The organism is Vagococcus acidifermentans (assembly GCF_003987655.1).
Classification (GTDB): Bacteria; Bacillota; Bacilli; order Lactobacillales; family Vagococcaceae; genus Vagococcus_B; species Vagococcus_B acidifermentans.
Map to the genome: position 1 here is coordinate 47152 of NZ_NGKC01000014.1, position 21267 is coordinate 68418.

General features: G+C 46.4%; 17 protein-coding genes, 1 pseudogene and 2 other annotated features. Of the genes and pseudogenes, 8 read left to right on the plus strand and 10 right to left on the minus strand.

Going from position 1 to position 21267, the window contains the following annotated elements; genetic code table 11:
* Positions 1-9: 9 nt before the first annotated feature.
* Complete coding sequence (locus CBF27_RS11360) at positions 10-2199, minus strand: Tex family protein (protein WP_126814424.1); 2190 nt, start codon at positions 2197-2199, stop codon at positions 10-12.
* 218 nt (positions 2200-2417) lie between these two features.
* On the opposite strand from CBF27_RS11360, the gene trpS reads away from it, so the two are divergent.
* Together trpS and CBF27_RS11370 are read left to right on the plus strand one after the other, a co-directional pair.
* Positions 2418-3434 (plus strand): tryptophan--tRNA ligase, encoded by a 1017-nt coding sequence (gene trpS, locus CBF27_RS11365; protein WP_126814425.1) that lies wholly within the window; start codon positions 2418-2420, stop codon positions 3432-3434.
* Between the two features lie 63 nt (positions 3435-3497).
* Complete coding sequence (locus tag CBF27_RS11370; RefSeq protein ID WP_126814426.1) at positions 3498-4067, plus strand: ATP-dependent Clp protease proteolytic subunit; 570 nt, start codon at positions 3498-3500, stop codon at positions 4065-4067.
* A gap of 72 nt (positions 4068-4139) precedes the next feature.
* Here CBF27_RS11370 and lplA read toward each other — a convergent pair whose 3' ends face one another.
* From lplA to CBF27_RS11405, 7 genes are all read right to left on the minus strand, one after another.
* Positions 4140-5147, minus strand: coding sequence for a lipoate--protein ligase (gene lplA / locus CBF27_RS11375; protein ID WP_126814427.1), 1008 nt, complete (start codon positions 5145-5147; stop codon positions 4140-4142).
* 11 nt (positions 5148-5158) lie between these two features.
* Entirely contained in the window at positions 5159-5896 is a 738-nt protein-coding gene (locus tag CBF27_RS11380) for an MBL fold metallo-hydrolase (protein WP_126814428.1), read from the minus strand.
* Between the two features lie 336 nt (positions 5897-6232).
* A complete protein-coding gene (locus tag CBF27_RS11385) occupies positions 6233-6901 on the minus strand; it encodes a ribulose-phosphate 3-epimerase (RefSeq protein ID WP_126814429.1) in 669 nt (222 codons plus the stop codon).
* Between the two features lie 19 nt (positions 6902-6920).
* Complete coding sequence (locus CBF27_RS11390; protein WP_126814430.1) at positions 6921-7799, minus strand: class II fructose-bisphosphate aldolase; 879 nt, start codon at positions 7797-7799, stop codon at positions 6921-6923.
* A complete protein-coding gene (locus CBF27_RS11395) occupies positions 7799-8530 on the minus strand; it encodes a GntR family transcriptional regulator (RefSeq protein ID WP_126814431.1) in 732 nt (243 codons plus the stop codon). Before CBF27_RS11395 ends, CBF27_RS11390 begins: the two co-directional genes overlap by 1 nt.
* Before the next feature lie 99 nt (positions 8531-8629).
* The gene (locus CBF27_RS11400) at positions 8630-9664 is read right to left on the minus strand and encodes a zinc-dependent alcohol dehydrogenase (protein WP_126814432.1); all 1035 of its coding nucleotides are present in this window, start codon (positions 9662-9664) and stop codon (positions 8630-8632) included.
* A 323-nt stretch (positions 9665-9987) separates the two neighbouring features.
* Positions 9988-11070: a M42 family metallopeptidase gene (locus CBF27_RS11405; protein ID WP_126814433.1), complete on the minus strand. Its 1083-nt coding sequence runs from the start codon at positions 11068-11070 to the stop codon at positions 9988-9990.
* Positions 11071-11243: 173 nt separating this feature from the next.
* Positions 11244-11477: a binding site (T-box leader), on the plus strand.
* A gap of 49 nt (positions 11478-11526) precedes the next feature.
* Positions 11527-11772: a binding site (T-box leader), on the plus strand.
* Positions 11773-11825: 53 nt separating this feature from the next.
* On the opposite strand from CBF27_RS11405, the gene CBF27_RS11410 reads away from it, so the two are divergent.
* Genes CBF27_RS11410 through CBF27_RS11425 form a run of 4 tightly spaced genes read left to right on the plus strand, consistent with a single transcriptional unit; the run spans position 11826 to position 15647 of the window.
* Complete coding sequence (locus tag CBF27_RS11410) at positions 11826-12902, plus strand: methionine ABC transporter ATP-binding protein (RefSeq protein ID WP_126814434.1); 1077 nt, start codon at positions 11826-11828, stop codon at positions 12900-12902.
* A gap of 4 nt (positions 12903-12906) precedes the next feature.
* Entirely contained in the window at positions 12907-13587 is a 681-nt protein-coding gene (locus CBF27_RS11415) for a methionine ABC transporter permease (protein WP_126814435.1), read from the plus strand.
* A gap of 22 nt (positions 13588-13609) precedes the next feature.
* Positions 13610-14443 (plus strand): MetQ/NlpA family ABC transporter substrate-binding protein, encoded by an 834-nt coding sequence (locus tag CBF27_RS11420; RefSeq protein WP_126814436.1) that lies wholly within the window; start codon positions 13610-13612, stop codon positions 14441-14443.
* A gap of 13 nt (positions 14444-14456) precedes the next feature.
* Entirely contained in the window at positions 14457-15647 is a 1191-nt protein-coding gene (locus CBF27_RS11425; protein WP_126814437.1) for an amidohydrolase, read from the plus strand.
* A gap of 41 nt (positions 15648-15688) precedes the next feature.
* On the opposite strand, the gene CBF27_RS11430 is transcribed toward CBF27_RS11425, so the two are convergent.
* The gene (locus CBF27_RS11430; RefSeq protein WP_126814438.1) at positions 15689-17776 is read right to left on the minus strand and encodes an FtsX-like permease family protein; all 2088 of its coding nucleotides are present in this window, start codon (positions 17774-17776) and stop codon (positions 15689-15691) included.
* Complete coding sequence (locus tag CBF27_RS11435; RefSeq protein ID WP_126814439.1) at positions 17763-18530, minus strand: ABC transporter ATP-binding protein; 768 nt, start codon at positions 18528-18530, stop codon at positions 17763-17765. Before CBF27_RS11435 ends, CBF27_RS11430 begins: the two co-directional genes overlap by 14 nt.
* A gap of 158 nt (positions 18531-18688) precedes the next feature.
* On the opposite strand from CBF27_RS11435, the pseudogene CBF27_RS11440 reads away from it, so the two are divergent.
* Positions 18689-19361: pseudogene (locus tag CBF27_RS11440) on the plus strand (response regulator transcription factor).
* A gap of 13 nt (positions 19362-19374) precedes the next feature.
* Positions 19375-20421: a sensor histidine kinase gene (locus CBF27_RS11445; protein WP_126814440.1), complete on the plus strand. Its 1047-nt coding sequence runs from the start codon at positions 19375-19377 to the stop codon at positions 20419-20421.
* Positions 20422-21267: the final 846 nt, after the last annotated feature.

Consider the following 21267-nt stretch of genomic DNA (forward strand, 5'->3'; position numbering starts at 1 on the left):
TCATGTGGCTTAATCTCTTTCCTCCGGTTCTATCATTGTTAAAGCAATGCGGTTTTTGCGCGTATCAACAGATTCAACCCAGACAGTCACAACATCGCCGACCGACAGTATATTTGACGGATGTTTGACAAACTTCCGGCTCAATTTTGAAATATGCACCATGCCGTCCTGTTTGACGCCGATATCAACAAATGCCCCGAAATCCACGACATTTCTGACTGAGCCCTGCAGTTCCATTCCTGGCCGCAAATCCGTCATATCCAAAACATCCTGTCGCAAGAGCGGAGCAGGCATATCATCACGCAAATCCCGTCCCGGCTGAATCAGCGCCGCCAAAACATCAGCCAATGTCTCCTTGCCGATGTCAAACGATTCACTGAGAGATGCCGGGTTGTACCGCAGCAGCTGTTCACGCGCCTGTTCAGTCCCGAGGTCTTTCTCACTGACTTGGGCACGTGCCAGTATCGCACGCGCAACGTCATAACTCTCCGGATGAATGCCGGTATTGTCCAGAGGTGTCCGGCCGTCTGGGATCCGCAGAAATCCAATCGCCTGTTCATAGGCTTTCGGTCCTAACCGCGGAACTTTTTTCAACTCTGACCGCTGCGAAAAGACGCCATGCGCTTCGCGGTAACTCACAATATTTTTAGCAGTCGTTTTATTGAGCCCGGCGACGTGTTGAAGCAGTTGCGGGCTGGCGGTATTAACATTGACACCTACTTGGTTGACAGCCGTTTCCACCACAAAATCCAACTGCTCGACCAGTCTTTTTTGGGAAACATCATGCTGGTATTGCCCTACACCGACCGCTTTCGGATCGATTTTCACCAATTCTGCCAGCGGATCCTGCAAGCGGCGCGCAATGCTGACGGCACTTCTTTCTTCGACTTGCAGATTCGGGAACTCTTCCCGGGCAATATCACTGGCGGAATAAACCGAAGCCCCGGCTTCATTGACGATGACATAATATACCGGACGTTTACTGTTCTTAAGCTGGTCGGCCACAAATTGTTCAGACTCCCGGCTGGCTGTGCCGTTGCCGATAGCCACCATTTCAACCTGATAAGTATCGATGAGTGCCAGAAACTCTTTAGCCGAGGAGCGGCGTTTATGTTCAGGTGCCGGCTTATGCGGGTAAATTACCTGAATCGCCAAAACTTTCCCTGTTTCATCCACAACAGCCAGTTTACAGCCCGTACGGTACGCCGGGTCAAATCCGAGTACGACTTTTCCTTTTAGCGGCGGCTGCAGCAAAAGGTTGCGGAGGTTTTCGCCAAAAATATGAATCGCCTGTTCATCCGCTTCTTCAGTCAGTTGTGCCCGGATTTCCCGCTCAATGGCCGGACCGATGAAACGCTTGTAGCTGTCAGTATAAGCAGCTGTCACTAACGGTGCCGTCACACTCTGCTGTTTTTTCCCGATAATTTGACGTGCCAGATACGCTTCAATTTTACTTTCATCTACAACGAGATTGACCTTTAACACGTCCTCTTTTTCTCCCCGGTTCATAGCCAAGACGCGGTGCGGCACTAATTTCTTCACCGGTTCGGAAAAGTCATAATACATCTCGTAAACAGCTTGTTCATCCAGCTCTTGCTGCTTCACTTCACTGTGCAGGCTACCGCGGGCGAGTGTGTACTCGCGAATCCATTCACGGTAGGTAGGTTCATCACCGACTATTTCAGCAATGATTTCATGGGCGCCGGCAAGGACGTCTGCTGTCGTTGCAATACCTTTTTCCTCATTGATATAGGCTTGAGCCTCCTCGTCGATACGGCCGGAAGATGGAAGACTGAGAACCCATCCGGCAAAAGGTGTCAAGCCGTTTTCTCTGGCAATAGTTGCTTTGGTCCGGCGCTTTTGTTTAAACGGCCGGTATAAATCTTCTACTTTCTGCATCTTGGATGCTTGTGCAATAGCCGCCGCCAGCTCATCTGTCAGCTTGCCCTGCTCGGCTATTAATCGAAGGACCTCTTCTTTGCGTTTCGCCAGTCCTTTCAAATACGTATACCGTTCTTCAATCGTGCGAATCTGCACTTCATCCAAGCTGCCGGTCATTTCTTTGCGGTAGCGGGCAATAAACGGTACTGTATTGCCGTCTGCAAGCAGCATCAAGACTGCTTGAATTTGTTTAGGTGTGAAGCCGGTCAATTCTTTCTCCAGCAATAATGTCACCTGATTATCCAGTTGTTCTGTCATAATATAACCTCGCTCTGTATAGTCCTTGTCAATAGTACCATATTTTTTTGCGAAGTACACGAACACATTGTTAAATTACCGGCCACAACACAGAAGCGTTGACCTGTTGTTGCTCTGAAAATTGGAAATTTTTGAAAAATATCTGTTTATTCTGCACAAAAAAAGTTTTTTCTGTATAATTGATATATAATTGTGATTATTTAGGAGTGAAGGACGTTATGGATATTATTTTTTCAGGAGTGCAACCGAGCGGAGTTCCGACCATCGGTAATTATATTGGAGCAATGAAGCAGTTTGTCGAGCTGCAGGATAGATACCAGTGTTATTTCTGCATTGTGGATGAGCATGCGATTACAGTGCCGCAGGACCGGCTGAAATTGCGTCAGCAAATACTTAGTCTCGCGGCATTATATATTGCAGTGGGCATCGACCCGCGGAAATCAACGGTCTTCATCCAATCGGAAGTATCTGCCCATGCAGAAGCTGCTTGGATCGTACAGTGCAATGTCCAAATCGGGGAACTGGAGCGGATGACCCAGTTCAAAGACAAATCACAGGGAAGTGCGCGCGGCGGAGTCAGTGCCGGGCTTTTGACCTATCCGCCATTAATGGTGGCAGATATCATCTTATATAACGCCGATTTAGTGCCGGTCGGAGAAGACCAGAAACAGCACATGGAGTTAACCAGAGATTTTGTCCAGCGTTTCAACAACCGTTACGGCACAGAAAAACAACCGATTCTGACGATGCCGGAAGTCAAAATTCCCGACAAAGATGCCGGCGGGCGTATCATGAGTTTGCAAGACCCGACGAAAAAAATGAGCAAGTCGGATAAAAATGCCAAAGGATTCATTTCCATGTTGGATGATGCGGACACGATTCGTAAAAAAATCCGCTCTGCCGTCACCGATTCCAGCGGCAAAATCGAGTTTGACCCTGAAAACAAACCAGGCATCTCAAACCTTTTGGTCATTTACTCCTCGGTGACTGGCCGTTCAATCAATGAACTGGTCGACACCTATGCTGATTCGGGCTACGGGGACTTTAAACATGATTTAGCGGAAGCAATCGTAGAGTTTATTACGCCTATACATGAACGTTATTTTGAATTGATGGATTCTGATGAGCTCAACCTGATTCTTGATGAAGGTGCAGAAAAAGCCAGAAAAGTAGCCGATAAAACATTACGCCGGATGCAAAATGCTGTCGGTCTGGGACGTAAGCAGCGGCGTTAATTTTGGTTTCTTCAAAGACTCTGTGCTAAAATGAACGTGTAAAACAACAGGGAGGTATAGTTTATGGAAAATGCAAAGCAGCAAGATCTCAATTCACTTCTGACACAAAAGATGATTGAGAACCGGACTATTCTGATTTACGGCGAAATCAATCAGACACTAGCCAAAGAAGTGTCCAGTCAGCTGTTGCTGTTGGCCTCATTGAGCGATGAGCCGATTACTATTTTCGTCAACAGTCAAGGCGGACACGTCGAAGCCGGCGATACAATCCATGACATGATTAAGTTTATCAAACCGGAAGTGAAAGTCATCGGTACCGGCTGGGTGGCAAGTGCCGGCATCACCATCTATCTGGCCGCTAAAAAAGAAAACCGCTATTCGTTGCCGAATACCCGCTACATGATTCATCAGCCGGCCGGCGGCGTGCAGGGACAAAGCGTTGAAATCCAAATCGAAGCCAATGAGATTATCCGCATGCGCGAACGGATTAACCGGCTGATTGCCGAAGCTACCGGTCAAAGTTTTGAAAAAGTGTCAGAGGATACTGACCGGAACTTTTGGATGAGCGCAACAGAAGCAATTGACTACGGCATCGTCAACCAAATCATCGAGACACATGACGACGTAAAATAAATACAAGTAAAAAGATGCTGAAAGCAGCTCGCAAAGGAGTTCTTTCAGCATCTTTTTTCGGCAATCAAGCTGTTAGTAAAGCAAGTCCACTAATTCTTCGGGTTCGATATTACCGAAATACTTTTTGACATCCACTTGGGACACAGCCTCTTCCAAGTGTTTCTTTTCATATTTGACATCTGTTAACACTTTTTCCACATCAGCAATTTCGCCTAGTCCGAAGAAATCGCCGTAAATTCTGATTTCATGAATACGTCCGTTAACCACATTCATTTTGACTTCAATCGAGCCGATAGGATATCTCTTGCGGCGGACGATATCAAACTCAGGGGATTTACCGTAATTCCAGTCCCAGTTGCGGTAGTATTTTTCGGAAATGCGATTGATTTTCTCCCAATCTTCATCAGTCAATTGATAAACTTTGACATCTTCCACTTTATCCACACCAAAGATGCGCAACAAAATCGCCTGTCTGAAGTCTTTGGTCGAGACATTTTGGTACTCATCGGACAAGTAAGGTTTGATATTAGTCACCCGGGAACGAATAGACTTGATCCCTTTGGATTCGATTTTATCCTTGCGCACTTTCAGTGCATTGACAACCTCGTTCACATCACTGTCAAACATCAGCGTACCGTGAGCAAACATTCTGCCGCTCGTTGCATACATGGCATTACCGGAAAATTTCCGGTCATCGATGACGAGGTCGTTACGACCTTTCAATTGGGCGCCTTCCACTCCCATAGCATGCAATGCGTCAATAATCGGCTGGGTCACTTTGGCAAAATTCCGGAAAGACTCGCCGTCGTCAGGCATGATAAAACTGAAGTTCAAGTTGCCTATATCATGGTATACTGCACCGCCGCCGCTTAAACGCCGTACCACGTGAATTCCTTTTTCTTCCACATAATCCACGTTGATTTCTTCAATAGTGTTCTGGTTCCGGCCAATGATAATGGACGGCTCATTGATATAAAATAGCAGAATCGGTTCCTCCAAAGGCATTTCCTGCAGTAAATACGTCTCAATGGCAAGATTGATCCGTGGGTCTGTAATCTCCTCATTTGACACATAAATCATCATATCTCCTCCTAAATAATCATCTCTAAATGTTTTTCAGCCAAAATAACAGGAATGTCTCCGCCGACAATTGCCGTCACTTGTTCCTTCAACAACGGCAACTCAATATCCTGTCTCAAATGACTGAGTATTAATTTTTTGACACCGGCTGCCACCGCAATCTCGCCTGTTTCTTTGCTCGTCAAATGCGCATGGTGATTTTCATGTCCCTCCAGAAAATAAGTGTCGGTAATCAGTACATCCGCATCTTTCGCAAAATCCGCTAAGGCCGACAAGTAGCCGCTGTCGGCAGTAAACACCAGAATCTTACCTGTTTCACGCTCCACAAGGCGGACAGCAAAACACGGGACAGGATGAACCGTGCGCAAAAACGTCACCGAAAACGGACCAATCGTCACTTGGTCGGTTTCTTTGTAGCCAATCCCTTCTGAGACACCAGCCAGTGTCAGCTCCTCAAAATGAAAGGCGTCTTCCATGTGTCCGTATATGGGCAGCACAGGCTGTTCAGGCTTTGGCATCAACTGCCGGTAGTATTGCAGCACACCCAAGTCTGCAATATGGTCATGATGATAATGAGTCAAAAGAACAGCATCCAGGTCAACTGGGTTCAGGTGCTCTTCCAGCGCCAGCAAACTGCCGCTCCCTGCATCCAACAATAGTGAAAAACCGTCTGATTCCAATAAAAAAGACGTCGTGCCATCACCGTTGAACGGGAAACCTCCCCAGTATCCCAATATTGTCAATTTCATAATCTCACTCCCTCAAGTGTCATAAGAATACTTTAGAACTTCTTGGCTGATTTTAAAAATAATCTGTATTATTCTTGGTGGTTAAGTGGTCGAATTTACAAATAACTGCGGGTTTGTACGCTCGTTAAATACAATTTTGCATTTTCACGGCAATTAGTTCCGTCTATTTTTTTGTGCCTACCGTTGTCATTGTTTACATTCGACCGTAACAAGTTTGATAAGTTTTTTGCAGAACAGCCGGACATTCAAATAACTGGAAGAAACAATTATGATTAAACGTCCGCCAGACTGTCTCCAATCTGGCGGACGTTTCAGCAAACAATTAACATAGATATACTAGCTGCTCTCAAAGAAACGCGTCACTTGACTGATTTTCTGGCTGTACGTTTCCAGTTTGTCGTTAAAGAGGGCAGAAGTACCAAGAACATAAAGATCAGCACCAATTTTGCTGATTTTCTCCACTGTAGCAGAATTGATATTGCCGTCAACTTCTACCAGAGGCGGCACTTTGAAACGAGACAAGTGACGGGCTAATTCTTGTAGTTTTCCCAACACCTTCTCATTAAATGGTTGACCGGCAAAGCCCGGCTGGACGGTCATGACCAGCACCAATTCCACTTGGTCAAGATAAGGCAAAATCGCTGTCAGCGGTGTTTCCGGATTAACGGCAATCCCCGGTTTAATCTGCTTTGAGCGGATAAGCGCTATCAGCTTTTCCGGGTCATCAGCTGTCTCAATGTGAAACGTCAAGTAATTTGGTTTGAGCGGCGCAAACATCTCAATATACCGCTCAGGATCTTCGCAGGCAAGATGGATATCTGTGCTGAATTTGCCTGTCCGGATGATCGGGGCAACGACATACGGCCCCATCGCCAGATTATTAACATAGCGCCCGTCCATCACGTCAATGTGGAGCCAGTCCACTCCCGCATGCTGCAAGGCATCCAGCTCTTTCCCCAATTGCAGCTGGTCTGCACACATGATTGATGCTGCCACCTTTTTCATAGCATCCTCCTCAGTTGTGTTAGTTCTCTTTAAAAATCTTCATGGCTTGCTTGGCATTTTCCTTCATGGCAGCTGTTGCAGCCAACGACAGCTCATCAAAAAAGACAGGCTGGCCTTGAGCGGTACCGGCCAGTATGTCACGCACCGCTTGACCAGCCGCTTTGTTCATGTATGTGTAGTAGTTGATTTTGCAAATACCATTTTTGATGGCTGTCCGGTAGTTGTCATCCGAAACACCGGAGCCGCCGTGCATCACAAATGGTACATCAATTTTTTTCTTGATGGCTGTGATTCTATCCAAATCAAGTTTCGGTTTTTTCAAATACAGTCCGTGGACAGTACCGAAGCCAATGGCTAAGCAATCAACATTCGTACGTTCCACAAACTCTTTTGCCAAATCCGGGTCTGTATAAATGTCGTCTAAATTGTCGTAGTCTTCATCTGAATCTGATCCGCGGCCTTCTCCGCCGCCGATGGCAGACGTAAAAATATGTCCCAATTCCGCTTCCACTGAGACGCCAACTGCATGGGCAATTTTGACAAGCTCTGCCGTTTCTCTGACATTGTCTTCAAATGCCTTTGATGATGCATCATACATGATTGACGTAAAACCCAAACGAATCGCCTCAACACATAAATCAAACGAAGCACCATGATCCAAATGCACACCGACAGGTACCGTTGCATTGCGAGCATAGTCTAACATTACCGGCCCGATTTCTTTCAAAGAAATCAAGTTTTCATGCACTTCCGCGTGCTGTAAAATAACCGGCGACCCAAGCTCTTCAGCTGCCCCGATAACCGCCCGGACTGCTTCCAGGTTCGGCACGTTAAATGCACCGACAGCATATCGATTCTTTTTTGCTTCATTCAGCATTTCGCTTAGCGTTACTAACATCAGCCTTTTTCCTCCTCTACACCGTTGAAACGATATTCAAGATTGGTGGCAAACGCATTTGAATACACGTAAGACAATTCAATCGGTTTGCCTTGCCAGCAGGCTAAGTTGCTGACTATCATCACAACAGCGGGTTCTTTTAATTGCAAATAGTTTTTTTCTTCAGGACTTGCTTCTCTGGCAAACACTTTCTGCAGCGTTGTGTGCGGAGTGATGCCAAATGACTCTAGTACGCCCCACAAAGACTTGTCCGTTAAATTCTCTTGCACAATGTCCGGGTTACATCTGCTCAGAGGGATGTAGCTCTCCGAAAGTGAATACACTTTCCCATCCACGCTCCGCAGACGCAGCAGATAAAACACAAAATCGTTTTCTGGAATCTCTAGAGGCACGCTTAATTCTTTTGCAGCAGGGATGATTTTTTGCGCCAGTACCCGCGACGTGATTTGTTTTTTCCGCGAGACAATATCAGCATACAGCCCTCTTGTGTGCATACTTGTTTCTACCCTGACATTTTTGTTTGGAATGATATAGCCTTTGCCGTCAATCTCACTGACTTTGCCTTTCTTTGCCAGTGATTTCAGCGCTCGCTTAATAGTCGTCCGGCTCACATCAAAATGTTCTGCCAGTTTTCTTTCGCTGGGCAAAGCTTGTTCCTCCCGTGCGAGTTGGTCGATTAACGCTTCAATCTCGTCACCAATCAGTTTATATTTTGGAATAAATTCATCCATCGATAATCCTCCCTTAATACATATCAAGGGTATCATATCAATCGGTCGGCATTTATTCAACAACCGGATAGTCTGCCCTTCAGTGCGAGCCTTCACCCTTTAAAATTTAACAACAACGCGATACTTGTCGCCTTTTACCGCCGACTTAAAGGCTTGTTCCACTTCTTCGAAATCATAAACCTCACTAATAAACGGCTTCACATCAATAACACCTTTACTAATTAGACGTGTTGAACGCATGAAGTCGCGACTGTTGGAATTGGCCGTCCCTAGTAATTGATAACTGTTTTTGTGCAACCGATCCGGACTGAGCGAAACAGGTGTGTCCGGATAGAAAGATGAATATAACACTACCTTGCCTAAATTGGCGACAATCGCTACGGCATCATCAACCAGTTCAGAAATCGGAGTAGTATCAAATACAACATTTGCGCCAATCTGATCTGTCAGTTTCATCACTTCATCATACAGATTTTGTTCCTTAGTATTGATTGTATATGACGCACCAACTGTTCGGCTGAGTGCCAAGCGGTCATCTTTTAAATCGCAAGCAACAACGATTGCGCCGCTCTTGGCCGCCAAAGATACGTGCAGCAAGCCCATGATACCGCAGCCTATGACAACGACGACATCACCGTACTGAATGTCAGCCGTCTCGCAGCTGTGTATGACACAAGACAATGGTTCCGAAAGAGCAGCTTCCTCAGGCGTGACAGTATCGTAATGAAACAGATGTTTTGGGTTAGCCAGCATGTATTCGGAAAGTCCGCCCATGCCCTTATGCGGCAGTCCCTCCAATTGTTTGCTGTGGTCAAAGTACAGGCAGTTTTGTTCCTGACCGGTTTTGCAATAATAGCAGTCGCCGCATGCCAAATTAGTACCATAAACGACTTTATCGCCGATATGCCAAATCTTTTCATTGATTTTCTTACCCAGTCCTACTATTTCCGCTGCAATTTCATGGCCGCCGATAAAAGGAAATTCAACCTGTTTAACCCCTGTATACACCCGTTGTTCCCACGTACAAATGGCACATGCTTCGATTTTAATCAGTATCTTGTCATCTGGAATTTTCTGTATGTCATATTCTTCGATTTTAATTTTTTCAATTCCCTCAAACACTGCTGTTTTCATTTTCTTAATTCCTTTCATAGTGTTTTTGCAATGAACCTTCACTGTCAACAGCACGACTCGTCTCCCAATGAACGTCATCCGTAACCCTTTTCAAAAAAATTGGTGCTGATATTACCTCCAACCATTTATTCACCTCTTTTAGTACAATTGGTACTTTTTTAGTGCCAATGGTTTTTATTTATATTTTCACTATAGGCCATCTGTCGCGGAATGTCAATACTGCTCCCGCCGGTATACCGAAACCGTTTGAACGCAACACCGCATAAAAAAACAACAACTTGAAAGGATTGTTTCAAGCTGCTGCTTCATAGATTAGTTATTTTTTAAAATCGTCTCAATTCTGCTACGGTATCCGCATCCAGACGCTTCACAACTTCTGTGACCAGTTTGACCGTGTTGTAATAGTCATCTTCGTGAATCACTGAGGTGTGTGAATGCAGGTAGCGTGTCGCAACGGTAATAGCCAAAGACGGAATCCCGTTACGTGTCACGTGTTGCTGACCGGCATCAGTTCCGCCGCCGGTAATAACAGTATACTGGAATGGAATCTCCAGTTCTTCTGCAACATTAATGACAAAGTCACGCAGTTTTTTATGAGGAATCATTGATGCATCGTAAATCAAAATCTGAGGACCTTTACCAAGTTCCGAATCGGCTTCTTTCGGCGTCATTCCCGGTGTGTCCCCCGCTGTACCAGTATCAAGTGCAAACGCAATGTCCGGATTGATGAGGTGTGTGCTGGTGCGTGCTCCTCTTAATCCTACTTCTTCTTGAACATTGCTGCCGGCAAATAAAATATTTGGGTGCCCTTCTTTTGCCAAATTTTCCAGCACTTTCAAGGAAACTGCTGTTCCGATACGGTTGTCCCATGCTTTGGCCAGTAAAAATTTGGACTCATTAAGACGCTGGAATTCAATATATGGCGTAATCATGTCGCCGGGACGAATTCCCCATGCTTCAACTTCTTCTTTACTCGTTGCCCCGAGGTCCACGAACATCTCACTGATTTCATAAGGTTTTTTGCGGGCTTCTGCTGACAAGACATGCGGCGGTTTCGAGCCGATTACACCGTGAAATTCTTTGCCGCTGCTGGCAGTTACTTTGACTTGTTGCGCCAGCATGACTTGCCCCCACCAGCCGCCAAGTGTTTGAAATTTTAGAAACCCTTTTTCTGTCACCGTAGTCACCATAAATCCGACTTCATCCATGTGACCGGAAATCAACACTTTTGGTCCGTCTGCAGCACCGGCATGTTTGGCATGAATGCCTCCCAGACCATCAAAGACAAAATCATCTGCGTAAGGTTCAGCATATTTTTTGAAAACATCACGCACCTGGTCCTCGTTGCCGGGAACTCCCTTTGCATCTGTTAATTCTTTTAAAAATAGTTCTTCTGATTTTTCCATTTCATAACCACCTTTACCTTGTTATTGGAAATTCACATACACTTTCTTATTATAACATACCTTCACCTCATGACGACTATCCATGCAGGCAAAAAAAAAAAGGTAAAAATTTCATGAAAATTTATTCTTGACAACCTGAATGAAATTAGTTATGATGGAAAAAATTAACACAACAACTTCTGATGACAAGGAAAGTACATGCGAGATGTTTTTTAGAGAGTCTTCATCTGGTGAAAGAAGATAAACAGAACGCTTGGAAAATGGCCTTTGAAGATTAGCTGTCGATACGTAGGCAGTTACGGGAGCTCCCGTTATCGTGAGCAGCAAATTACGGACACGTGATTTGGTTGAGGAAAACGTCACTGTTTCCGAAAAAAGGTGGTAACACGAGTTGATTCGTCCTTTTGTTTTGCTTGGTCAAGCAAAACAATGGGACTTTTTTATTTTAATAGAGATGATTGAACATTGATGCGATAAGTATGGTTTTAAGAAGCTTAACAGAGAGTCTTCGCTTTGCTGAAAGGAGACAGCTCCCCTGATACCAGAAAATGGTCGCTGAGTTTTTCGCTCCGAGTGCTTGCATAAGGCAGCGACGGTTGTACCCGTTATTGTACTAGAGTATGGTTGTTTCGTACTTGAAGAGGGCTGGTATGCGAGTATCAGCTGAAAAAAGGTGGTAACACGCTAACAGGCGTCCTTAATACAAGCAATTGTATTAAGGGCGCTTTTTGTTTATCAAAAAAAGAGGTGAGGAAATGCTTGAATTAAAGAATATCGATGTTGTATTTCGGCAAAAGAAAGAGGAAATCCGCGCTGTGAGCGATGTGTCCCTGACTATTAACAAGGGCGATGTGTTCGGCATTGTCGGCTACTCCGGCGCCGGCAAAAGCACACTTGTCAGAGTCATCAATCTGCTGCAGCGGCCGACTGGCGGTGAAGTCATTTTTCAAGGAAAAAATCTCCTGTCACTGACTCCCCGTCAATTAAGAGAGGAACGGAAAAAAATTGGGATGATTTTTCAGCACTTTCATCTGATGATGGCAAGAACAGTTTACGAAAATGTTGATTTTTCATTGAAATATACGTCACTCAGCAAGAAACAGCGGGACGAAAAAGTACTGGCGCTACTGGAACTTGTCGGTTTATCTGACAAAAAAGAGACGTATCCCAGTCAGCTGTCAGGCGGGCAAAAACAGCGGGTGGCAATTGCACGGGCCTTGGCAAATGACCCTGAAATCCTGCTGTGCGATGAAGCGACCAGCGCACTTGACCCTAAAACGACTCAGCAAATATTGGCGCTGCTGAAATCACTGAATCAAAAACTGGGAGTGACTATCGTCCTGATTACCCACGAAATGCAGGTCGTCAAAGAAATCTGCAATCGTGTGGCTGTGATGGAAAACGGCCAAGTGATTGAGCAAAATTCGCTGATTCATATTTTCAGCCGGCCTCAGCAAGCTTTGACGAAAGATTTTATTCGCACGGCGACACATACTGACAAAGCGTTGGAAACTATTTTACAACATCCCTCGCTGGCCAAGCCCGACCAGCAAAGCGAGCTGGTGGAACTGTCGTATTTGGGGGAATCTGCAAGCGAGCCGCTTATCGCGCAGCTTTACAGCAAGTTCCAAGTTGAGACAAACATCTTGTATGGAAACATCGAATTTTTGCAGCAGGTACCGTTCGGGACGTTGATTGTTGTTTTGAAGGGGCAGCGGACACAGCGGCAAAAAGCGGTGGCCTACCTGAAAGAACAGCAAGTAACTGTCACAATGTTACGAAGAGATACCGCAAGTGAACCAGCTTTGCTGAAATCAATAGGAGGAGGGTAATTTCATGTCACAATTTTTACAAGCTTATTTACCTAACGTCATGACATTAAAAGAGGAATTTATCATCAGTACGTGGGAAACGATCTATATGGTCTTTTGGACAGCTCTTGCAGCTGGCGGGTTCGGGCTAGTTCTGGGAATTATTCTGGTGGTGACCGCGCCGGGCGGTATCTTGACACATGCCCCGGTTCATCAGCTTCTCGACAAGCTGATCAATGTCTGCCGCTCGATTCCTTTCATTATCATGCTGACGCTGGTCGCACCGCTGACGCGACTCGTCATAGGGACAACCATCGGAACGACAGCCGCACTCGTGCCTCTGACTATCGGGACGATGCCGTTTTTTGCCAGGCAAGTCGAAAATGCTCTGTTGGAGGTGGACAGCGGCGTTGTTGAAGCGGCTGAAGCAATGGGGACCAGCCCGCTTGGTATTATTTTCCGGGTGTATTTAATTGAAGGGCTGCCAAGTATTATCCGTGTTTCAGCGGTCACAATCATTAATTTGATTGGACTGACGACCATGGCGGGAGCGGTCGGAGCCGGCGGTCTTGGAAATTTAGCGATTTCACGGGGGTATAATCGGTTTCAAACGGATGTCACAATCGTTGCGACACTGATTGTCCTTGTGCTGGTATTTATCAGCCAAGCAATCAGCCAGTGGGCAATTAAAAAAACAAGCCATTAATCTAAAAAAGGGAGAGAATCACATGAAAAAAATAACAACAGGAATACTTATTTTAGCGAGCGCACTGCTTTTACTGGCAGGTTGCGGAAAAGGCAGCGCCAAACAATCAGACAATAAGAAAGTTAAACTGGGAGTGGTCGGTTCGGATACACGAACATGGGATTTCGTTAAGGAAAAACTTGCCAAAGACGGCATTGATTTGGAAATTGTCGAGTTTACCGACTACAATCAGCCGAATGCGGCACTGAACGATAAAGAAATTGATTTGAATTCTTTTCAGCACCAAATCTTTTTAGACAACTATAATAATGAACACGGCACAAAACTGACCAGCATCGGCAATACCGTGAACTCGCCGCTCGGGATTTATTCAGAAAAAATCAAGTCCGTTGATGAACTGAAAGACGGTGATGAAATTTCCATCCCGAATGATCCGACAAACGGCGGACGGGCGCTGATCCTGCTTCAGAAAGCCGGATTGATTAAAGTCAATGCCGCTAAAAATAATTTGCCGACTGTGGAGGATATTACTGAAAACAAGAAACAGCTGAAAATCACAGAACTTGATGCTGCTCAGACTGCCCGTTCCCTGCAAGACGTAGCGGCCGCTATCATTAACGGCGGCATGGCGATTGATGCGGGCTACTCGCCTAAACAAGATGCTATTTTCTTTGAGCCGGTCGATGACGAGTCTCGGCCGTATGTCAACATCATTGTGGCGCGTCCGGAAGACACTGACAATCAGACCTATCAAAAAATAGTGGCGGCTTATCAGCAGGACGATGTCAAAGACTTTATTCTTGAGACGTACAAAGAGGCATATCAGCCGGCATGGGAAACATTCGGTAAAAAATAGGAGGACATTAGCTATGACTACACAACAAACACTCACCGAAGCTATTCAGGCTATTTCGGAAGATATCATCAGCTGGCGCCGCCACTTGCATCAATACCCGGAGGCAAGTCTGAAAGAAGTGGAAACGAGCAAATACATTCAAAACCAGTTGAAAGCATGGGGCATCCCCTTTCAGCGTGTTGGCGAAACAGGGACGATTGCCGCGTTGACCGGGACGAAGGGAGCAGGTAAAACGATTGTCTTGCGTGCGGATATTGACGCACTTGAACTGCCGGACAAAACAGGAGCGGTTTACCAGTCCAAAAACGAGGGCTTAAATCATGCGTGCGGGCATGACGGGCACACGGCAGCACTGCTTGGCGCGCTGAAAGTGCTGAAAGACCATCGCCACACATTTCCCGGCACGATAAAGTTTGCGTTTCAGCAGGCTGAGGAAATCGGTGCGGGCGCAAAACATTTTGTGCAAGGCGATTTTTTAAACGATGCCGACCAAGTCTTCGGAATTCATCTGGCGTCGTATTTGCCAGTCGGCCAACTAGCGGCAACACCGGGGGCAGTCAATGCTTCGTGCGATATTTTTTATATCACTGTGTCAGGGTTCAGCAGCCATGTCTCCCAGCCGCATGTCGGCCGCGATGCACTGTTGGCAGCTGCCAGTATCGTCGTGGAGCTGCAAAAAATCGTGGCACGCGAAATCGACCCGTTTGACCCGGCTGTTGTCGGCATTGGACGGCTGGATGCCGGGACCCGCTACAATATCGTCGCAAACCGGGCACGCATTGAAGGAACGATTCGGGCTTTCTCCCATGACACACGCGCCTTTTTATTGAAGCGTGTCGAAGAAATCGCCAACGAGGTTGCTGCGGCCCACCGCACAACACTGTCCTTCCGGGTGCATGACGCAGCTGCTCCGCTCATCAATCACAGTGAGCCGGCACAGCGGGCACGCAACGTCGCGGCAACCATTGTCGGCGCTGACAATGTTGTCACAGACCAGCAAAAAAGCATGGGGGCAGACGACTTCGCCGATTTTCTGGCTGCAGCTCCGGGGGTTTACGGTCTGGTCGGGTCGCGCAACCCAGATGAACCCCGGACCCATTTCGGCCATCATCACGAACAGTTCGACATTGATGAACGTTCGCTCGTTTTGGCCGCAACTTACCACACGTTGTACGCCATTGATTATTTGACACAATCATCCTGACAAAGCAAACACCGGCGGTCTGCTGCAAACCGCCGGTGTTATTAATCGTAAATGATTTTTTCATAAGTCGAGGAAGTCATGGCATAGAAGACAATATAGGTCACGGTCAGAAGCGAAATTGAAAGATAAGTCAATGTCAGGCTTGACGGCCGGGTGATGATTTGAAACAGCACAACAAGCGCAAAATAGGCATGGCACAGGCTCAGCAAATACGGCAGAAAGAAGATCAGCAGCTGCTGTTTAAAAATACTGCGGCGAATCGTTGTTCTGGGTACGCCCAGTTTTTTTAAGAGCTGGTAGCGCGGTTTTTCATCTTCCGCTGCCGAAAGCTGTTTCAGCATAATCATACTGCCGGCAGCCACCATAAAGACGATACCTAAAAAGACTGCCGTATAAATCAAAAGCCCGGTCATTGAGCGGTTTTCACTAAGCAGCGGAAATCGCATGGCAAGTCCCGCTGCGCTATACAGTTCGCTGCCGGATGCCGGCACATACTCCGGAGTCACGCTCATCCGGGTCTTTACCCTGCCCGCCTCTTTCGTGACACGTGCTTGAACATGCTGCTCCTTCTGCAGCAAGTCTCCCAGTTCGGCTTTAACTGCCTGATAGAGCGCCTCCGCCTGACTGCTTTGGCCAATGTTTATGAGGTGAACTTGCTGTTCGTGCCGAGTCGGCAGTTGTTCGAATAACGCATCTGAAACGACCAGCATCATGGTGTTGAGCCGGATGCCGCCCATCGTTCCCAAATCACCGGGGCGAGTGTCGGTCAGCCTTAACTGCGGCAGGCTCCCTTCCAGCTGTACTTTTTCTCCGAACGTCTGATTCTCAAACATCATCGCATCGGCAGTGCCGGTGAAAACAACCGCATCCTCTGCCTGCGAAAGAGTGATATCCGTCAAATACGGATTAAACGCTTGGAGACTGCGGTAATCCGACAACGAGAGAAACCCGAGCAAACTGGTTTCAGCCGCAGCAGTTGACCCTTGGGTGACATCATACATGCCGCCTGCATACCGAAATGTCAGCTGTGCTTCTTGTTGAATCGGATGAGCTGGAAACGAACGGATGACATCTTTCAATTCGCTGTAGTGGGAGCTTGTCACCGAAAAATCACTTGGTTCAATCAGCGTCACAAACTCCATTGACAGTGATTGAACAGCGGTTGCCCCGCCGATTGCCGCGATTGTCGTCCCGCACAACACAGCTATCGTAGCAAAGGTATTAGCACTTTTTCTCAGCTCAGCGCTTAAATTCGATACAGCTACCATGTTCATGTCCCGATAGTAAAACCGCTTCAAACGGGTCAAAACATGCAGGGCAATCACCAAAAAGTGGCGGAAGAACAAATACGTGCCGATGACGCAGCTGACCAAAATCACCAGCGGCAGCAAAATGACCACACCATAATTAATGCTGCCGTAAACTACTGGATAGCGTTGGCTCATGAGGCGCGTGAACAGCTCGAAGTTGGCGGCCAAATAATAACCGCCGCCAATCAGCAGCAGCCCAGCCGACCCCAGCAGCCAGTTGACAGCCGTCATCCGAACAGGCTGCCCGTCCTCTCTCCCTTGGCGGAAAAGAGTAATCAGTTTGTACCGGTAAATCGTTACGGCGGACTTGAGCGACACCAATACAAGCGTCGTCAAAAAGACGGTGCCGGTATCTTTGATGCTTTGAAGAGAAATCGCAAACCCGCTCTGCGTATCCAAATACATCATCTTCATTAAAATCATACTAAAAAACTTCGAAAATAAAATCCCCAGCACAATACCGGCAGCTAACGCCACAAAACCGATGACGAGATTTTCTAAAAAAAACAGCAAACTGATTTGCGACCGGCGAATTCCCAGCAAATTATACAGACCAATCTCCCGTCTTCTTTTTTTAATGAAGAAATTGTTGGCAGAAAACATAAACATGACGATAAAGCCGATAATCAAAACGGACGCCGCCTGCAGCGCCACGGCAATCCGGATGTCATTATCCGAACGCGCAGCCAGCTGCCGGCTGTCGCTCATGGCGACGAAACTGTAATACACCATGACAACAAATATCATACACGCCAAATAAATAAAGTAATGCCGAAACTGCGACCGTACATTTTTCCAAGCAAGTTTAAGCAAAATCATGACCGACACCCCCGCCGATTGCCGCCTGCATGTCAATGATTTTCTGGAAAAACGTCAGACGGTCGCTTTGACGGACGATTTCGGAGAAAATCATCCCGTCCTTGATGAACAAAATCCGCTGGCAGTAACTTGCGGTAAATGCGTCATGGGTCACCATAACGATCGTCGACTGCTCCTGCTGGTTCAATTTGACAAGATACTGTAAAAATTCCGTTGCCGACTTCGAGTCTAGGGAGCCGGTCGGTTCATCAGCCAGTATCAGTTTGGGATTGGTGATGACGGCGCGGGCAATAGCGACACGCTGCTGCTGGCCAATGGAAATATCCCGTGGGAACTTGTCAAGCAGATGGCTGATGCCCAGAATTTCAGTCACACGCAGCAGCCGTTCTTCCATGACGGACACATCATGCCGCTCAAGCGCCAGCGGCAGCAGGATATTGTCCTTGACGTTCAACGAATCCAGCAAATTAAAAACTTGGAACACAAACCCTAGCTGGTGACGGCGGAAGTCGCTGAGACGCCGTTCGTTCATGCGGGTGATGTCTTGTCCGGCCACTTTGACCGTACCGGTTGTCGGACGGTCGATTGAAGAAATCATGTTAAGCAACGTCGTTTTGCCGGCACCACTCGGCCCCATAATGCCGATGAACTCCCCTTTGTCGATTGTCAGTGAAATATCAGTCAACACTTTATTGGGATTGCTTTTCCGGCCATAAACTTTCGACAGATGCTGTACGTCCACAATTGTTTCCATCAGATGAAACCTCCATCAGTTTTCATACCTATTATTGTAACAATATTTTTCATGAAACGGTATAGATAGCCCTTCATATCAAGCAGACCGCTCCCGCCTTGCAGTGAACCGATTATCTGTTATACTGAATGTGTATTTTAGAAAGATGGGATGAACACATGCAGATAATGATTGTAGAAGATGATAAAACCATTCGTGATTTAATCAGCGACTCCTTGAATAAATGGGGATTCGACACATTCATCGTCACAAACTTCAACGATGTCCTGACCGATTTTCTGGCGCAAGAACCCCACTTGGTCCTTCTGGACATCAACTTGCCTGTTTTTGACGGCTACTACTGGTGTCAGAAAATTCGCGAAGTATCCAAGGTGCCGATAATATTTATCTCCAGCCGCAACACGAACATGGACTCTGTCATGGCAATGAACATGGGCGGTGACGACTTTGTCAACAAGCCCTTCTCAATGGAAATTCTGATTGCCAAAATCAATGCCCTTTTGCGCCGCACCTATGATTACGTGGAAAATCAGCACAACCGCATCACGCATAACGGCCTGACCCTAAACTTGGAAAACAGCACGATGACCATCAACGACAGCACCGTCGAACTGAGTAAAAACGAAAGCCGGCTGCTGCTGATTCTGCTGAAAAATCAAGGAAAAATCGTCAGCCGCAACAAACTGCTCCGGGCGCTGTGGGATGACGAGCGGTTCGTCGATGACAATACGCTCACCGTCAACATCAACCGGCTCCGAAAAAAAATCGAAAAGCGCCGGCCTGCAGCAGTACATACAGACAAAAATCGGTCAAGGCTACCTGATTCCTTAAGGAAGTGATTCGTGTGACATTCAGAAACTATTTAAAAGACCAAATCAGCCTCCTGCTGTTGTGGCTGCTTTTAGTGCTGCTGGCCGCACTCTTTTTCTGGCTGACACCGCAAGCCGCTGTCGATGCCGGCAATATGCTTTACTTGTTCCTGTTAGGGACAACACTGATGCTCTTGTATCTCGCACTCCGGTACATCCAGCAGAAAAACTGGTGGCAGCAGCTAGAGCTTGATGACACAGACGCTGCGGATATCGCCCCTCAGCTGAAGGGCGCGCGGTCTGCCGAAAAACAGCTGTTCCAAGATTATGTCAATCAGCTGCTGACAGAACAGCAAGCTGCCTTGAACAGGCTGGAAAATGCGTCAAACGAACAGCGGGACTATATTGACGGCTGGGTGCATGACATCAAAGTGCCCCTCGCTTCGCTCAACCTCCTTTTAGAAGATATCGAGCCGGACATTTCTGAAACCCGGTTCAACCAGTTGCAGGAGACTATCCAGCACATCGACGACTACGTGGAACAAGTGATGTATTACTCACGCCTTGATTCCTTCTCCAGAGACTATCTCATCCGCAGTTATTCTCTGAAAAAAATCGTCCAGAAGGCTGTACGGCATTCTTCGCACTATTTCATTCAAAAAAACCTCCAGTTCAACCTGTTAGGTGATGACTATGATGTTTTGACGGATGAAAAATGGCTTTCATTCATTTTACATCAACTGATTAACAATGCTATCAAATACACTGCCGACGGCGGCAGCATCACGATTGCCCTGTCTAAAAACGAGCGCGGTGTCTGGCTCTCGGTTGCCGACACCGGCATCGGCATCCCGCGGGAAGATTTGCGGCGGGTCTTTGACAAAGGATTTACCGGTTACAACGGGCGCTTTGCCGAAACCAGTTCAACCGGCCTCGGGCTTTACCTGGCGAAATCTCTGCTGCAAAAAATGGGGCACCGCATCATGGTCGACTCAGAAGTCGGGAAAGGAACAACCTTCCAGATTCTGTTTCCTCCTCTGGCTTATTATGCTGAAACTGATGAAATTTTTATGCTCAAATAAAATAAGCACCTCCCGGAATAGTGATACCGGGAGGTTTTGGGTTTGCTCGATGAAAAGCAGATATTAGTATGAAGTATTTCTTTTGATAAATTCAGTGCAGTAATAATATATCGTGCAATGAGATGATTACTTTCATTTCTTTTTCTTTCTGTTTAATTTTTTCAGTTTTACCGTAATCTCTGAATTGGCATAAAATTGATTCAACGGCGTTTTAACCACAGATTTCCGCTGCTTTTTACTGCAAAACCATTTTTTTAAGTTCGCTAACACCTTGCCGCTCACCCCTTCTGTTTATCCATCTGATATCTATCATTTTACAGATAGCGACGATACGGTGACAGATATATGCCATGGAAGAAATTAACTGAACAGCAAACATCCCGACTTTTTAATCAAACAGTTTCCTCCAGTCTTAATATCCAGCCACTTACAGCACATTCGTATGACATAATAAATCTTCCATTTATTCCTGTATATAAGCAATAAAGTTTTTACAAAGTTTCTGATTTCTTCAATCCCAGCAGCTGTGAGTACTCTTTGATGAGCCACATAATAGAGTATTAAACCCTCTGCTTGTGCCTAGAAAAAATGGCCCATGTAGCTACTTTATCTTCTCTAACGTCTAGATTAAGGTGAGATTTTAATTTATCTTTCACCATTATTTTGGGAAACTGGTATGGCAACCCCTTTTTTTGACAAAATGTATAAGGTGTCATTCTTTTTATCATGTTATCCGATTGCCCTTGACAGCGAGCCTCCCCGTCTGTGAGTTTTCACGATCAGCTTCCCAGCTTTAAAAAGTCAGGATCGTTTCCGTGACGGTATCACAGACGGGCTCACTATCAA

Excerpts from the sequence above, each read along its gene's own strand:
- CBF27_RS11360 (WP_126814424.1), bottom strand. The coding sequence starts at position 2,199 with ATGACAGAACAACTGGATAATCAGGTGACATTATTGCTGGAGAAAGAA.
- trpS (WP_126814425.1), top strand. The coding sequence starts at position 2,418 with ATGGATATTATTTTTTCAGGAGTGCAACCGAGCGGAGTTCCGACCATC.
- CBF27_RS11370 (WP_126814426.1), top strand. The coding sequence starts at position 3,498 with ATGGAAAATGCAAAGCAGCAAGATCTCAATTCACTTCTGACACAAAAG.
- lplA (WP_126814427.1), bottom strand. The coding sequence starts at position 5,147 with ATGATTTATGTGTCAAATGAGGAGATTACAGACCCACGGATCAATCTT.
- CBF27_RS11380 (WP_126814428.1), bottom strand. The coding sequence starts at position 5,896 with ATGAAATTGACAATATTGGGATACTGGGGAGGTTTCCCGTTCAACGGT.
- CBF27_RS11385 (WP_126814429.1), bottom strand. The coding sequence starts at position 6,901 with ATGAAAAAGGTGGCAGCATCAATCATGTGTGCAGACCAGCTGCAATTG.
- CBF27_RS11390 (WP_126814430.1), bottom strand. The coding sequence starts at position 7,799 with ATGTTAGTAACGCTAAGCGAAATGCTGAATGAAGCAAAAAAGAATCGA.
- CBF27_RS11395 (WP_126814431.1), bottom strand. The coding sequence starts at position 8,530 with ATGGATGAATTTATTCCAAAATATAAACTGATTGGTGACGAGATTGAA.
- CBF27_RS11400 (WP_126814432.1), bottom strand. The coding sequence starts at position 9,664 with ATGAAAACAGCAGTGTTTGAGGGAATTGAAAAAATTAAAATCGAAGAA.
- CBF27_RS11405 (WP_126814433.1), bottom strand. The coding sequence starts at position 11,070 with ATGGAAAAATCAGAAGAACTATTTTTAAAAGAATTAACAGATGCAAAG.
- CBF27_RS11410 (WP_126814434.1), top strand. The coding sequence starts at position 11,826 with ATGCTTGAATTAAAGAATATCGATGTTGTATTTCGGCAAAAGAAAGAG.
- CBF27_RS11415 (WP_126814435.1), top strand. The coding sequence starts at position 12,907 with ATGTCACAATTTTTACAAGCTTATTTACCTAACGTCATGACATTAAAA.
- CBF27_RS11420 (WP_126814436.1), top strand. The coding sequence starts at position 13,610 with ATGAAAAAAATAACAACAGGAATACTTATTTTAGCGAGCGCACTGCTT.
- CBF27_RS11425 (WP_126814437.1), top strand. The coding sequence starts at position 14,457 with ATGACTACACAACAAACACTCACCGAAGCTATTCAGGCTATTTCGGAA.
- CBF27_RS11430 (WP_126814438.1), bottom strand. The coding sequence starts at position 17,776 with ATGATTTTGCTTAAACTTGCTTGGAAAAATGTACGGTCGCAGTTTCGG.
- CBF27_RS11435 (WP_126814439.1), bottom strand. The coding sequence starts at position 18,530 with ATGGAAACAATTGTGGACGTACAGCATCTGTCGAAAGTTTATGGCCGG.